This is a genomic window from Aestuariivirga sp., from assembly GCF_046093005.1.
Lineage (GTDB): Bacteria > Pseudomonadota > Alphaproteobacteria > Rhizobiales > Aestuariivirgaceae > Aestuariivirga.
The window spans coordinates 1-13,334 of the sequence record NZ_JBJTER010000108.1; the positions used below are offsets into that span (position 1 = coordinate 1).

Annotated in this window: 16 protein-coding genes and 1 tRNA gene; 7 read left to right on the forward strand and 10 right to left on the reverse strand. The window is 64.6% G+C overall.

The genetic code is table 11. The features are described from left to right. The first annotated feature begins 78 nt into the window (after nt 1-78). From ACKOED_RS09565 to ACKOED_RS09580, 4 genes are all read left to right on the forward strand, one after another. Nucleotides 79-873 carry an enoyl-CoA hydratase gene (locus ACKOED_RS09565; RefSeq protein WP_408916368.1) on the forward strand — a complete coding sequence of 265 codons (795 nt, stop codon included), beginning with the start codon at nt 79-81 and terminating at the stop codon, nt 871-873. Next, nucleotides 870-1,406 (forward strand): CoA-binding protein, encoded by a 537-nt coding sequence (locus ACKOED_RS09570; RefSeq protein ID WP_408916369.1) that lies wholly within the window; start codon nt 870-872, stop codon nt 1,404-1,406. Before ACKOED_RS09565 ends, ACKOED_RS09570 begins: the two co-directional genes overlap by 4 nt. A 66-nt stretch (nt 1,407-1,472) precedes the next feature. Further along, nucleotides 1,473-2,039: a cytochrome b gene (locus ACKOED_RS09575; protein WP_408916370.1), complete on the forward strand. Its 567-nt coding sequence runs from the start codon at nt 1,473-1,475 to the stop codon at nt 2,037-2,039. 68 nt (nt 2,040-2,107) lie between these two features. Beyond that, complete coding sequence (locus ACKOED_RS09580) at nt 2,108-3,385, forward strand: O-acetylhomoserine aminocarboxypropyltransferase (RefSeq protein ID WP_408916371.1); 1,278 nt, start codon at nt 2,108-2,110, stop codon at nt 3,383-3,385. A 53-nt stretch (nt 3,386-3,438) separates the two neighbouring features. On the opposite strand, the gene ACKOED_RS09585 is transcribed toward ACKOED_RS09580, so the two are convergent. Beyond that, nucleotides 3,439-4,488 carry a COX15/CtaA family protein gene (locus tag ACKOED_RS09585; RefSeq protein ID WP_408916372.1) on the reverse strand — a complete coding sequence of 350 codons (1,050 nt, stop codon included), beginning with the start codon at nt 4,486-4,488 and terminating at the stop codon, nt 3,439-3,441. A 102-nt stretch (nt 4,489-4,590) separates the two neighbouring features. Between ACKOED_RS09585 and ACKOED_RS09590 the strand changes: the two genes are divergently transcribed. After that, entirely contained in the window at nt 4,591-4,800 is a 210-nt protein-coding gene (locus ACKOED_RS09590) for a DUF2842 domain-containing protein (RefSeq protein ID WP_408916373.1), read from the forward strand. A gap of 30 nt (nt 4,801-4,830) precedes the next feature. On the opposite strand, the gene ACKOED_RS09595 is transcribed toward ACKOED_RS09590, so the two are convergent. The 8 genes from ACKOED_RS09595 to ACKOED_RS09630 all read right to left on the reverse strand — a co-directional run bounded on the left by ACKOED_RS09595 (nt 4,831) and on the right by ACKOED_RS09630 (nt 9,919). Beyond that, the gene (locus tag ACKOED_RS09595; protein WP_408916374.1) at nt 4,831-5,211 is read right to left on the reverse strand and encodes a hypothetical protein; all 381 of its coding nucleotides are present in this window, start codon (nt 5,209-5,211) and stop codon (nt 4,831-4,833) included. Between the two features lie 421 nt (nt 5,212-5,632). Continuing rightward, nucleotides 5,633-5,709 (reverse strand) — tRNA-Pro (locus tag ACKOED_RS09600). Nucleotides 5,710-5,761: 52 nt separating this feature from the next. Beyond that, the gene (locus ACKOED_RS09605; RefSeq protein WP_408916383.1) at nt 5,762-6,256 is read right to left on the reverse strand and encodes a MerR family transcriptional regulator; all 495 of its coding nucleotides are present in this window, start codon (nt 6,254-6,256) and stop codon (nt 5,762-5,764) included. A gap of 38 nt (nt 6,257-6,294) precedes the next feature. After that, entirely contained in the window at nt 6,295-6,609 is a 315-nt protein-coding gene (locus ACKOED_RS09610) for an integration host factor subunit alpha (RefSeq protein ID WP_408916375.1), read from the reverse strand. 92 nt (nt 6,610-6,701) lie between these two features. Beyond that, nucleotides 6,702-7,694, reverse strand: coding sequence for a beta-ketoacyl-ACP synthase III (locus ACKOED_RS09615; RefSeq protein WP_408916376.1), 993 nt, complete (start codon nt 7,692-7,694; stop codon nt 6,702-6,704). Continuing rightward, on the reverse strand, nt 7,691-8,767 hold the full coding sequence (plsX, locus tag ACKOED_RS09620) for a phosphate acyltransferase PlsX (RefSeq protein ID WP_408916377.1): 1,077 nt from the start codon (nt 8,765-8,767) through the stop codon (nt 7,691-7,693). Before plsX ends, ACKOED_RS09615 begins: the two co-directional genes overlap by 4 nt. A 112-nt stretch (nt 8,768-8,879) precedes the next feature. After that, entirely contained in the window at nt 8,880-9,395 is a 516-nt protein-coding gene (locus tag ACKOED_RS09625) for a YceD family protein (RefSeq protein WP_408916378.1), read from the reverse strand. Further along, nucleotides 9,392-9,919, reverse strand: a complete 528-nt coding sequence (locus ACKOED_RS09630) for a ubiquinol-cytochrome C chaperone family protein (RefSeq protein ID WP_408916379.1) — start codon at nt 9,917-9,919, stop codon at nt 9,392-9,394. Before ACKOED_RS09630 ends, ACKOED_RS09625 begins: the two co-directional genes overlap by 4 nt. Nucleotides 9,920-9,985: 66 nt before the next feature. Here ACKOED_RS09630 and ACKOED_RS09635 point away from each other — a divergent pair, with 66 nt between their 5' ends. Further along, nucleotides 9,986-10,465, forward strand: a complete 480-nt coding sequence (locus ACKOED_RS09635) for an outer membrane protein assembly factor BamE (RefSeq protein WP_408916380.1) — start codon at nt 9,986-9,988, stop codon at nt 10,463-10,465. 16 nt (nt 10,466-10,481) lie between these two features. Further along, on the forward strand, nt 10,482-11,612 hold the full coding sequence (locus tag ACKOED_RS09640) for an amidohydrolase/deacetylase family metallohydrolase (RefSeq protein WP_408916381.1): 1,131 nt from the start codon (nt 10,482-10,484) through the stop codon (nt 11,610-11,612). 104 nt (nt 11,613-11,716) lie between these two features. Here ACKOED_RS09640 and ACKOED_RS09645 read toward each other — a convergent pair. Beyond that, nucleotides 11,717-13,334 (reverse strand): sodium-translocating pyrophosphatase (locus ACKOED_RS09645; protein ID WP_408916382.1); only part of this gene is annotated, 1,618 nt, incomplete at its 5' end.

Consider the following 13,334-nt stretch of genomic DNA (forward strand, 5'->3'; position numbering starts at 1 on the left):
CAACCGGAAGGTCATCGAAGGGTTGATGGACGATCCCGTCTATGGTGACCGGCTGAAGCTGCTCGACATCGAAGAAGAATGACCGGTCTCCTGCTCTCCGCGCGCGACGGCGGCGTGCTCCGCCTGACCCTCAACGATCCCCTGAGCCGCAACAGCCTGTCGGAAGCCATGATGGCGGCGCTGCGTGCCAGCCTCGCGGCGGCCGCTGACGACAGAAACGTGCGGGTGATCGTACTCTCCGGCCATGGCCCGGTCTTCTGTTCCGGCCATAACCTCAAGGAGATCAGCGCCCGCCGCGCCGACCCGGACAGGGGAGCGGCCTATTTCGCGGGGCTTTTCGAGAGCTGCGCCCAGTTGATGTTGGGCATCGTGAACAATCCCAAGCCGGTGATCGCCGAAGTGGCGGGGCTTGCCAGCGCCGCGGGCTGCCAGCTGGTGGCAAGCTGCGAACTGGCCATTGCCGCCGACACCGCGTCGTTCTGCACGCCGGGCGTCAACATTGGCCTGTTCTGCTCGACGCCGATGGTGGCGCTGTCGCGCAGCGTGAGCGCCAAGCATGCCATGGAGATGCTGCTGACCGGTGACACGTTCGGCGCGGCGGACGCCTGCCGCATGGGGCTTGTCAACCGGGTGGCGCCATCCAACGAGCTTTCCGACACGGTCTCCGCGCTGGCCGCGAAGATCGCCTCAAAATCCATGGTCACCGTCAAGACCGGCAAGCAGGCCTTCTACCGCCAGCGCGACCTGCCGCTGGCCGAAGCCTATGCCTATGCGGCGCGTGTGATGACCGAGAACCTGCTCCAGCGCGACGCCGAGGAAGGCATTGCCGCCTTCATCGCCAAGCGCCCGCCCAGCTGGACTGACGAGCCATGAACCACGAGTCCTATTCCGCCGACTATATCCGCGGCATCCTGCAATCGGTGAAGAGCGTGGCGCTGGTCGGCGCCTCGAACAATCCGGTGCGGCCATCCTATTTCGTCATGAAGTATCTGCTCGACAAAGGCTATGAGGTGATCCCGGTCAATCCGGGGCTGGCGGGCCAGGAGATCCTCAACCGACGCGTTTACGCCTCCCTCACGGACGTTCCACAGCCCATCGACATGGTGGACATCTTCCGCAATTCCGAGGCTGCCGGCCCCATTACCGATGAGGCGCTGGCGCTTGAGCCGAAGCCCAAGGTCATCTGGATGCAGCTCTCGGTGCGTAACGACGAGGCCGCCCGGCGCGCCGAGGCACAGGGCCTGCAGGTGGTCATGAACCGCTGCCCGAAAATGGAATATGGCAAGCTTTCCGGCGAATGGGCCTGGGTGGGTGGCGATTCCGGCCTTCTCTCCTCCCGCAAGCAGTCCTTGCACGAGAGCGGCAAGATGCAGAGCCTGGGGCTGGGGCCGCGAAAGGGATATTGACCCATCGCAAAGCGGCCATGCCGCCGCGCCACTATTGACACGTCAGGTCGTTTTAAGAGGTTACTCATGAAAACTGATGTCCTGTCGCGCTATGACCGCGTGTCGATGCTGATCCATTGGGCCACCGCGGCTCTGCTGATCTTCATGCTGGTGTTCGGCGAGGAACTGATGGAGGCCGGCGAAGACGCCGGGGAAGCAGGCGACGCCTTGACAGGCACCTTCGGCCCTTCGCTGCATGTCAGCATCGGGGCGCTCATCCTGGCGCTCACCCTGTTGCGGATCATCTGGCGGCTTGCCCACCCCGCACCGGCCCTGCCGGAAGGCATGAAGCCCTATGAGCGGATCCTGTCGCGCTCGGTCCATGGGCTCTTCTACGTGCTGCTGATCGCCATACCGGTTACCGGCTGGCTGGCTTTCGGCGGTTTTGTGAAGGAAGAGCCGGCCATGGCGGCAACGCGCCTGTTCGGGGCCCTGCCGATGCCCCTGCCCCCATTCACGTTCAGCGGCGCCAAAGATCTCCATGAACTCGGTAGCAACCTGGCGATCGCACTGATCGCGCTGCATGTGCTGGCCGCCCTCAAGCACCAGTTCATCGACCGGGACGGCCTGATCGGACGGATGCTGCCCTACTGAACCGCCCAATTGAGGTTTTGACAGAGGCGGGATATGGTCCCGCCCCTGTTCACAGGAGGGATTTGACCATGGCCGACAGGAAACCGGGTTTTGACACGCTGGCGCTGCATGCCGGCACCGCGCCCGACCCCGCGACCGGCGCGCGCATCACGCCGATCTACCAGACGACATCCTTCGTTTTCAACGATGTGCAGCATGCCTCCGATCTGTTCGCCCTGCGCGCCTTCGGAAACATCTACACGCGCATCATGAACCCCACCCAGGGAGCGCTCGAAGGCAAGGTGACGGCGCTCGAAGGCGGCACCGCGTCGCTGGCCACGGCGTCTGGCCATGCCGCGCAGCTCCTGGTGTTCCACACCATTATGCAGCCCGGCGACGAGTTCGTGGCGGTGCGCCAGCTTTATGGCGGCTCGATCAACCAGTTCAGCCATTCCTTCAAGTCCTTCGGCTGGCATGTGGTGTGGGCCGACGCCGAGGACATGGGCTCGATCGAGAAGGCGCTGTCGCCCAAGACCAAGGCGATCTTCATCGAGTCGATCGCCAACCCGGGCGGCCGCATCACCGACATCGCGGCGGTGGCGGCGATCGCCCGCAAGGCCGGTGTTCCGCTGATCGTCGACAACACCCTGGCCACCCCCTATCTGTGCCGTCCCCTCGAGCATGGCGCCAACATCGTCGTTCATTCGCTCACCAAATTCATGGGCGGGCACGGCAACTCGATGGGCGGCGTGATCGTCGACGGCGGCAATTTCGACTGGTCGAAGTCTGGCCGCTACCCGCTGCTATCGGAGCCCAATGGTTCCTACCATGGCCTCAAGCTGCACGAGACCTTCGGCAACATCGCCTTCGCCATCGCCTGCCGGGTGCTGGGCCTGCGCGACCTGGGCCCGGCCATCGCCCCGCTCAACGCCTTCCTGATCCTCACCGGCATGGAAACGCTGGGGCTCCGCATGCAGCGCCAGTGCGACAATGCGCTGAAAGTGGCGCAATGGCTCAAGAACAACCCCAGGGTCTCATGGGTCAACTACGCCGGGCTCGCCGACGACAAGCACCATGCGCTGGCCCAGAAATATTGTCCGCGCGGCGCGGGCGCGGTGTTCACCTTCGGCCTCAAGGGCGGCCATGAGGCGGGCGTCAAGACCGTATCGTCGGTGAAGCTCCTGTCGCATCTCGCCAATGTCGGCGATACGCGCTCGCTGATCATCCACCCGGCCTCGACCACCCACAGCCAGCTCAGCGCCGACCAGCTGAAGCTTGCCGGCGCCGGGCCGGACGTGGTGCGCCTGTCGATCGGGCTCGAGAATGTCGAGGACATCATCGCCGATCTCGACCAGGCGATTTCGTAAGCCAGCCATCATCAAGAAATGCGGAGGCCGGGTTCAACCCCGGCCTCTTTTGTTCAGGCCGTTGCCGGACGCAACGATGGTACCGCGCTCCTGACCAGCAAGGCCGTGTGCAGGTTCCAGAGCGCCGCAGTCAGCACGATCAGCGCCCCGCCCTGATGGGCAAGACCGAGCCACAATGGCACCGCCCACAAGAGCGTCCAGATGCCGAGCGCCATCTGCAGGAACACCGCCGCCAGAACCATGAGGCTTCCCGGTGTGCGCGCCAGATAGGCGTGGATCAGCGCCAGGATGGCGATCACATAGGCCAGCATCCGGTGATTGAACTGTACGGTGAGCGCGTTCTCGAACAGATTGCGCCACCAGGGGGTTCCGGTGAACAGCCCCTGCGGGATGAGCGCGCCTTCGATCAGCGGCCATGTATTGTAACCGAAGCCGGCGTCAAGCCCTGCCACGAAACCACCGGCCGCCACCTGGAGCACGACCAGCGCGGCGATCAGCAACGCGGTCCATTGGTTGCCATCCCGCGGCGCGTGGCGCGGCCGTTCGAGGCCGAGGGCGACCCACAGGATCGCGCCGAAAATCACCGTGGCCAGTGTGAGATGCGCCGCCAGACGGTATTGGCTCACATCCACCCGGTCCACGAGGCCAGATGACACCATGTACCAGCCGAGCGCACCCTGCAGACCGCCCAGAACCAGCAACGCGCCGCAGCGGAGCGAGGTTTTCAAAGACAGCGCGCGGGTCACCGCGAAATAGGCGAAGGGCAGGAAGAAGGCGAGGCCGATGACCCGCCCCAGAAACCGGTGCGCCCACTCCCACCAGTAGATGAACTTGAACTCTTCGAGGCTCATGCCCTTGTTGACGAGATGATACTCCGGGATCTGCCGGTACTTCTCGAAGGCTTCCAGCCAGTGCTGTTCGTTGAGCGGCGGAATGGCGCCGAGCAAAGGCTGCCACTCGGTGATCGACAGGCCGCTGTCCGTGAGCCTGGTGGCCCCGCCGACGATGACCATGACGAATACCAGCGCGGCCATGGCATAGAGCCACGCCCGGACGAAAGGCAGCGCCGTGGCCTGACGATGGGTGAAAGCGGGCGGAGACATGTTGCGCCGGAATACGGTGGCCGCAGCCTCCGGTTCAAGTGATGAAGCGCCGCAGGCGCCGGGCCTTGCGCGTGGGCCGCGGCTGCGCCAAGACCCAGGCTTATGAAGCAAAGAACCCGGAAGGCAGCCGGCACCGTCCTGATGCTGGTGTTTCTTGCCGTCTATGCGCTGGTTATGATGGCGGTTGGCGGCGAATTTGCCGCCGGCCGTGGCATTGCACTCGAACTCGGGTTCTTTGCCGCCGCGGGGCTTCTCTGGCTACCCGTGGCAATGGCCATCATCCGCTGGATGATGCGGCCAGATGCCGGTTAACGATCCGCGCGGCAGGCGCTGGCGACAGGACTAATCGTCGAACCCGTATCCGCCCCGGGCGATCGCCTGGCGGCCATGATTGTCGTTGGCACAGTCCGGCAGCCGCGAGACCAACACATGCGACCGGAGCGCCGCCAGGGCCTGGGACGCCAGTTCCGGCGCGGGCCACTGATAGGTCACGCCGGCCACCTTAAGGCTGTTGAAGCCATTACGGTGGGGCTTTCCGTGCTGCGACCACTCCTCAGCGCCCGCGTGACGCGCGCCGGAAACGAGTTCCAGAACCAGAAGACCATCTTCGCGGTCGAGATCAATGCGCACGTTGTCTCTAAACCCCAAGTCCCGAAGCGCGTCCTTGAGCGCAATCGACACCCGCAGCAGATCGACAAGTTTCAGATCGATGTCTTCCTGCACTTATCCCCCCAATTCCAGACCATATAGAGCATTTACCTACGTGGTTTTAGCGACGCAGCTGCAGTCAACTTCACTTTGCCATGCTTCGCTTGATTTGACCACGGCCAAAACAAAGCGCGGCTGTAATCCGAAGGTATATTTCACCGGTTTTTCGTGCCGGCCGTTCTTCCGCGACGGGGCCACAGCGATTCTCCCAGGGAAGCTACTGATAAACTTAACGTAAACTAACACCAATGCCTAACCGTAGAAATCCGGATTGAAGCGGATTTTGTTCAAGGCTGGCACGCACGTTGCCGGGCCATGAAAGCAAGAATGCAGTGAGGTTGTTGCGGCAGAACGCCCTGCGTCCGCATGCGCCACGTGGGCGGCAGTCAATGGTCCGGCGGCGGACCACCACAAATTTCAGCACCAAGGAATAAAGTGGTCGGAGCGACTGGATTCGAACCAGCGACCCCTATCCCCCCAGAATAGTGCGCTACCGGGCTGCGCTACGCTCCGCCACGGCGGCAGGGTCTAGCATTGTTCCAGTTCCGGCGGAAGAGCTATTCGCTCAGCGCGCCATGGACGGGTCAAGCAGGCGGCGGGCGTCACCCAGGTCACGAAGCGCGGCCCGCAGCATTTCGGCGTGGTCCTCTCCCAGCCGGTTCACCACCACCTTCACCTCTCCCAGCGGGAGATATGGCTGCACCGGCAGAGGGGCGGGCGCCGAAGCCGCTGCCTTGGGCGAAACCGGCAGGGCCGCAACCTCTTCCACACGCTTGCGCGCCTGCACTTTGCCGCGGCCGATGCCCGACACATGGGACGGGCCGTCGTCCTTCAGGATCTTCTGCACCCCGCGGATGGTATAGCCTTCCTTGTAAAGGAGGCTGCATATGCCTTTCAGAAGGTCGACATCGGCCGGGCGGTAGTAGCGGCGGCCACCGGCCCGTTTCATCGGCTTGATCTGCGGAAAACGGGTTTCCCAGAATCTCAGCACATGCTGCGGCACGCCGAGTTCCTCGGCGGCTTCACTGATCGTACGGAACGCGTCAGGGGACTTTTCCACCATGTTGCACCCTTCCTCTTGATGCGGCGTCAAACGGCTCAATCTTCGTCGGAACCGCGGTCCAGCCCGTTGATGACGTTCTTCATCACCTGGCTCGGACGGAACACCAGCACACGGCGAGGGGTGATCGGCACTTCCTCGCCGGTCTTGGGGTTGCGGCCCACCCGGCCCTTCTTGCTTCTCACCATGAAGGTGCCGAACGAGGACAGTTTGACCGTCTCACCTTGCACGAGGTGTTCGGACATCATGTCCAGCATGGTTTTTACCAGATCGGCCGATTCGCTGCGAGAAAGACCAATCTGACGATGAACCGCCTCGCTGAGATCGGCGCGGGTAAGGGTCTTATCGGCCATTCTGAGCCCCTGTCGTTACGCCAAGAATCTACGGGGCGAACCGCCGATGGTCAACAGTAAATATTTCTAACTCAAGGGGTTAGGTGCGAGGCCTAATAGCGCGCCAGAACCGCGCCCCAGGTGAAGCCGCCGCCCATGGCCTCAAACAGCACCAGATCGCCCCTGGCGATCCGGCCATCTTTCACTGCCAGATCAAAGGCCAGCGGGATTGACGCTGCGGAGGTATTGCCGTGGCGGTCGAGGGTCATGACGATTCGGTCCTCGCGGATGCCCAGCTTTCTGGCGGTGCCCTCAAGAATGCGCCGGTTGGCCTGGTGCGGCACGAACCAGTCGACCTGTCCGGGGCTCACCTGGGCCGCCGCCATGGCCTCCTGCATCACCGATGCGATATTGACCACCGCATGCTTGAACACTTCCCGCCCCTCCATCCGCAGGTGGCCCACCGTCTTGGTTGTCGATGGCCCGCCATCGACGTAGAGCTTGTCATGGTGGCGGCCGTCGGCGTGCAGCCTGGTGACCAGAATGCCGGGGCTTTCTGAGGTGTCGGGGTGGGTTTCGGCGGTGAGCACCATGGCTCCCGCGCCATCGCCGAACAACACGCAGGTGGTGCGGTCGGTCCAGTCGAGGATGCGCGAAAAGGTTTCAGAACCGATCACCAGGGCGCAGCGCGCCTGACCGGTCTTGAGCATGGCATCGGCGATCGCCAGCGCATAGACGAAGCCCGAGCACACCGCCTGTACATCAAACGCGGCGCCATGAGTCACGCCGAGGTCGGCCTGGATCAGGGTCGCGGTGGCGGGGAAGGTTTGGTCGGGGGTGGAGGTCGCCACGATGATCAGATCAATGGCGTCAGCCGCCACGCCGGCATGGGCGAGCGCGCGGCGCGCCGCCTCGGCGCCGAGCGAACGCGTGGTCTCACCCTCTCCCGCGATGTGGCGGGCGGAGATGCCGCTGCGCTCGACAATCCACTCGTCGCTGGTGTCGACAATCTTGCTCAACTCCGCGTTGGTCATCACCCGCCGCGGCAGGGCCGACCCGCATCCGGCGATCACCGATCTCACGGCAAGGCCCGGCGCTCGCGTCATGATCCCACTTCCGTCAGATTCAGCCTGGCCGCGTCAGGCTCCTTGAGAAGCCCGGTCATCAGCTCGACATCGGTCCTGATCTTCGCCACCAGCCCGGTGCGCACCATTTCCACCGCCATGTCGATCGCGGTGGCGAAGCCCAGCGCATCGGTGCCGCCGTGGCTTTTCACCACGATCCCGTCAAGCCCCAGGAACACCCCGCCATTGTGCTTGCGCGGGTCCATACGATCCTTGAGAGCCCGGAAAGCGCCCGCCGCCAGCAAGGCGCCAAGCCTGCTTAAGAGCGTGCGCGAGAGTACAAGCCGGAGGTAACTCGTGAGCTGCTTGGCGGTGCCCTCCGCCGTCTTGAGCGCGATGTTGCCGGTGAACCCCTCGGTCACCACCACATCGACAGTGCCCTTTCCGATGTCGTCGCCCTCGATGAAACCCGCATATTCGATGGGCAACCGCGAGTCACGCAGGATGCGGCCTGCTTCCTTGACCTGCTCGACGCCCTTGATCTCCTCGACGCCGACGTTGAGCAGCCCCACCGTGGGCTTTTCCAGCCCAAGAAGGCAGCGCGCCATGGCCTCGCCCATCACCGCGAATTCAACGAGCTGCGCGGCGTCCGCGCCGATCGTGGCGCCCACGTCGAGCACGATGCTCTCGCTGCGCAGCGTTGGCCACAGCGCGGCAATCGCCGGCCGCGAAATGCCAGGCAGGGTTTTCAGGATGAAGCGCGCCATGGCCATGAGGGCGCCGGTATTGCCGGCCGATACCGCGGCATCGGCATCGCCCTGGCGGACAGCGTCGATGGCCAGCCACATGCTGCTCTTGCCGCGCCCCTGGCGCAACGCCTGGCTGGGCCTGGCGTCCATGGCGACCGCCACTTCGGTGTGGCGTATCTCGGCGCGTTCCCTGAGTTTGGGATGACGCTCAAGCAGCGGCGCGATGCGGCTGCGGTCGCCCACCAGCAGGAACCGCAGCTCCGGGTGGCGCGCTGCCGCCAAGGCGGTGCCTGGAACCACAATTTCCGGGCCCTGGTCGCCTCCCATTGCATCAAGCGCGATGGTCAGATGTCTGTCTTGCTTCAATGTTCAGCCGGTCATCGTGGATGGCGCCCCAACTGGAGCATTGCAACCAGACAGGGCGTGATGGATGCCATAGGAGATTGCACGGGCAAAGTCATTCCAAAAAAGGAACAGGCTACTCAGACTTGCGGCGCGCCAGGACCGCGAAGGGCGATTCGGCGCCGGGCGGGGGTTCCGCAGTCTCAACATGCGCGGCAAAGGCCTCGCCGGGCTTGCGCGGATATGGCTCGAGGTCGAGCGCCAGAGTTTCCGCCACCACCTCGCCGAGGTCGATCACGCCACCCTCGATCGGATCGGCATCGTCATCCTCGGACGCCTCGGCGGCGCCCCCCGGCGGCAGGAAGTAGCGGGCCAGCGGCAATGACACGGTCTCCCGGAACGGCTCCAGGCTGATCACCGAAACCTGCTCGAGATCGGCCGTGATGTGGCCTTCAAGCTTGATGCCGCCGCCCCGCCAGGGCGTGGCGCGGATCTCGGCCGACAGCGCATGAATAGCGGGCAGCTTCATCCGCGCCGCCAGGGCCGTGAGCTCCGCAGGCTCAGCCGCGATGTTCTCGAGCGATCCTCCGGCCGGCACGCGGTCGGTGGGCAACGGCCTGGAGAATTCCGGCGAGGACCGCTGCTGCCTCATGGAGAGGGCTCCCTGAAACTGAGCTTTCCCGCAACAATGGCGGCAACCGGCTGTCCGGCAAGATGCGCCCGCTGATCCTGCACATAGGCGGCGAGACGCCGCGCGCCCGCCGATTCGGCGGCATCAGCGCCGCCCGGAAACACATTGCGGGCAATAGCCCCGGTCAGCGCTCCCTCGGGCCCGGCCAGCGCCCGGTCATAGGCGGCCACCCGGCCGTAGAACACCTCGGCCATCTTGCGCACTTTCTTGCCCACCGAGAGATCGCCCACTCCCATCTCCCGAAGCGACCGGTCCATGTCCTGGAAAAGCTCATCCACCAGCGCCTGGCGGAACGCCGCATCCGCGCCCTTGAGCCTGTCCAGCACCAGGAAGGCATGCAGTGCAATCATATCGAACCGGCCGTCGAGGCTGTCCTCCACCCCGCACCCGGCATAAAGGACCGGGTGCCGCGCGGCGGCCACAATTGCCGCATAGCACTCGCGTTCGGGGGTCGGCGGACGTTGAAAAAGACGTTTGAGGATCATCGTGTTGCTGCTACCGGACAGGGCTTATCTTTGTATATTACGCGGATCGCAACAAGGGGATTAGGCGTGCTGCGAAATCGATCTGGAACGTCACGCAGGCTGGCAGTCTGGGCGGCCGCCGCGGGCGCTGCGCTGATCCTTGCCGGCTGTTCTCCGCAGGTGGAACGCCGCGGATACATTCCCAAGCCCGGGGCTTTCGATCAGATCAACACCGGCATGACCAAAATGGAGGTGGAGGGCATCCTCGGCACGCCATCCACCACGGCCTCCGTCCAGTTCAAGGGCGACAGCTATTACTACATAAGCTCGACCACCCAGGACAAGGCCTTCCTCACCGAGGAGACCGACCGCGAGGTGATCGCCATCCGGTTCGACGAGGCCGGCCTGGTGAAGAGCTTCGGCACTTATGGCCTGGAGGACGGCCGGGTGGTCGCCCTTAACGGCAACCAGAGCCCGGTCTACGGCGAGGATAATTCCATCGTCAGCATGATGTTGCGCAGTTCCAAGGGCACGCGCACCGGGCCGATGCTGGGTGGACGGATATAGGCGGGGATCACGCATCATGGATCTGATACTGAAAGGCGGCCGGGTCATCGACCCTTCGCAGGGCCTTGACGCAGTGGCCGATGTCGGTTTTGCGGGCGGTAAAGTGGCGGCGGTGGCGCCGAAGCTCGAACATCCCGGAGCTGCGGTGCGCAATGTCTCCGGGCTGATCGTTTCGCCCGGCCTCATTGATCTTCACACCCATGTCTATTGGGGCGGCACGTCGCTCGGCATCGATGCAGAGCAATATTGCCGCACGTCCGGCGTCACCACCTCTGTCGACACCGGCTCGGCGGGGCCCGGCAATTTCGCCGGTTTCCGCAAGCATGTGATCGAACCCTCGCCGGTGCGCATCCTCGCCTACCTGCATGTCAGCCACGCCGGCATCTATGGTTTTTCGGAAACCGTCATGGTCGGCGAGAGCGAGACCTTGCGGCTCATCGACCCGCGCGCCGCGCTGCGGGTGGCGGACGAGAACCGTGACGTGGTCATCGGCATCAAGGTGCGGGTGGGGCGCCATGCCTCGGGCGACCAGGGTGTGGCGCCACTCGACATCGCGCTGCAGGTCGGCGAGGAGGCCGGGCTTCCGGTGATGGCCCATATCGACGAGCCTCCGCCCACCTATGAGGAGGTGATCGCCCGGCTGCGGCCCGGCGATGTGCTGACCCACGCCTTCCGGCCCTTCCCCAATTCGCCCGCCACCGCCCAGGGCACGGTCAAGGCCGCGGTGCTGGCGGCGCGCAAGCGCGGCGTGTTGTTCGACATCGGCCACGGCATGGGATCTTTCGCCTTCAAAACGGCGCGCGCTATGCTGGCCAACGGCTTCGCGCCAGACACCATCTCCTCGGACGTGCATGCGCTGTGCATCAATGGCCCGGCCTTCGACCAGGTGACAACCATGTCGAAGTTCCTGTGCCTCGGCATGAGCCTCTCAGACGTGATCAGGGCCTCGACCGTCAACGCCGCCTTCGCGCTCAAACGGCCGGAGCTCGGCAGCCTGAAGCCGGGCAGCGTGGGCGACGCGACCGTGCTGGCCGTCGAGGACGGCGCGTTCGACTATGTGGATGTGGTTGGCGAACACCTCGAAGGCCGCCAGCGCATCGCCTCGCGCGGCGTGGTGATCGCCGGCAAGTGGTGGCACCCGGCGTGAACGGAGAGCCGCCGCATTGAACCGCGGCGGCCTTCCAGCAACGCTCACGAAAAACCCCGCCCGGATCGCTCCAGGCGGGGTCAATCATTTTAGGATGCCCGGGCTCAGTGGCCGGCCAGCACAGCCAGCAGCAGCAGCGCCACGATATTGGTGATCTTGATCATCGGGTTCACGGCGGGGCCCGCCGTGTCCTTGTAGGGATCGCCAACCGTATCGCCGGTCACCGAGGCCTTATGCGCGTCGGAGCCCTTGAAGTGCTTCACGCCCTTCGAGTCGACGAAGCCATCTTCGAAGCTCTTCTTGGCGTTGTCCCAGGCGCCGCCGCCCGCCGTCATCGAGATGGCGACGAACAGGCCGGTCACGATCACGCCCATCAGCATGGCGCCCACCGCCGAGAAGGCGGCGGCCTGGCCGGCGATGAGGTTGATCACGACATAGACCACGATCGGCGACAGCACCGGCAGCAGCGACGGCACGATCATTTCCTTGATCGCCGCCTTGGTCAGCATGTCGACAGCGCGGCCGTAGTCCGGCTTGTCCGTGCCTTCCATGATGCCTGGCTTCTCCTTGAACTGGCGGCGCACCTCGACCACCACGGACTGGGCGGCGCGGCCCACCGCCGTCATCGACATGCCGCCGAACAGGTAGGGCAGCAGACCGCCGAACAGCAGGCCCACCACCACCCACGGGCTGGAGAGATCGAAGCTCACCGGCACATCGGCGAAGAAGGCCTTGAGGTCCTGGGTGTAGGCCGCAAACAGCACCAGCGCGCCAAGCCCGGCCGACCCGATGGCGTAGCCCTTGGTGACGGCCTTGGTGGTGTTGCCCACCGCATCCAGCGCGTCGGTGTTATGGCGCACCTCCTTCGGCAGGCCCGCCATTTCGGCAATGCCGCCGGCATTGTCGGTGACCGGGCCAAAGGCGTCGAGCGCCACGATCATGCCAGCGAGCGCCAGCATGGTGGTCACCGCCACGGCGGTGCCGAACAGGCCGGCCATGGTGTAGGTGACGATGATACCGGCGATGATCACGAGCGCCGGAAGCGCCGTCGCCTCCATCGAGACGGCAAGGCCCTGGATCACGTTGGTGCCGTGGCCGGTGATCGAGGCCTCGGCGATCGAGTTCACCGGCCGCTTGCCGGTGCCGGTGTAGTATTCGGTGATCCAGATGATCGCCGCGGTGATGATCAGGCCGACGACACCGCACCAGAACAGCGTCATGGGCGTGAAGGTGGCATCCGACGTGGTGATCGGCACCGACATGCCGCCGAACACCAAATTGATCACCGGGTAGAGCGCAATCAGCGACAGCACGCCGGTTGCGATCACGCCCTTGTACAGCGCGCCCATGATGTTGTTGCTGGCGCCCAGCTTCACGAAATAGGTGCCGATGATCGAGGTCACCACGCAAGCGCCGCCGATCGCCAGCGGCAGCACCATGCCCGCGAGCTTGAGGTCGGCGGGCAGCGCGATCGCCGCCAACACCATGGTGGCCACCGCCGTCACCACATAGGTTTCGAACAGGTCAGCGGCCATGCCGGCGCAGTCACCAACATTGTCTCCCACATTGTCAGCGAGGGTCGCGGGGTTGCGCGGATCATCCTCGGGGATGCCGGCTTCGACCTTGCCCACCATGTCGCCGCCCACATCCGCGCCCTTGGTGAAGATGCCGCCGCCAAGGCGCGCGAAGATCGAGATCAGCGAGGCGCCGAAGGACAGCGCC

Excerpts from the sequence above, each read along its gene's own strand:
- ACKOED_RS09570 (WP_408916369.1), top strand. The coding sequence starts at position 870 with ATGAACCACGAGTCCTATTCCGCCGACTATATCCGCGGCATCCTGCAA.
- ACKOED_RS09615 (WP_408916376.1), bottom strand. The coding sequence starts at position 7,694 with ATGACGCGAGCGCCGGGCCTTGCCGTGAGATCGGTGATCGCCGGATGC.
- ACKOED_RS09590 (WP_408916373.1), top strand. The coding sequence starts at position 4,591 with ATGAAGCAAAGAACCCGGAAGGCAGCCGGCACCGTCCTGATGCTGGTG.
- ACKOED_RS09625 (WP_408916378.1), bottom strand. The coding sequence starts at position 9,395 with ATGAGGCAGCAGCGGTCCTCGCCGGAATTCTCCAGGCCGTTGCCCACC.
- ACKOED_RS09630 (WP_408916379.1), bottom strand. The coding sequence starts at position 9,919 with ATGATCCTCAAACGTCTTTTTCAACGTCCGCCGACCCCCGAACGCGAG.
- ACKOED_RS09585 (WP_408916372.1), bottom strand. The coding sequence starts at position 4,488 with ATGTCTCCGCCCGCTTTCACCCATCGTCAGGCCACGGCGCTGCCTTTC.
- ACKOED_RS09565 (WP_408916368.1), top strand. The coding sequence starts at position 79 with ATGACCGGTCTCCTGCTCTCCGCGCGCGACGGCGGCGTGCTCCGCCTG.
- ACKOED_RS09575 (WP_408916370.1), top strand. The coding sequence starts at position 1,473 with ATGAAAACTGATGTCCTGTCGCGCTATGACCGCGTGTCGATGCTGATC.
- ACKOED_RS09640 (WP_408916381.1), top strand. The coding sequence starts at position 10,482 with ATGGATCTGATACTGAAAGGCGGCCGGGTCATCGACCCTTCGCAGGGC.
- ACKOED_RS09580 (WP_408916371.1), top strand. The coding sequence starts at position 2,108 with ATGGCCGACAGGAAACCGGGTTTTGACACGCTGGCGCTGCATGCCGGC.
- ACKOED_RS09610 (WP_408916375.1), bottom strand. The coding sequence starts at position 6,609 with ATGGCCGATAAGACCCTTACCCGCGCCGATCTCAGCGAGGCGGTTCAT.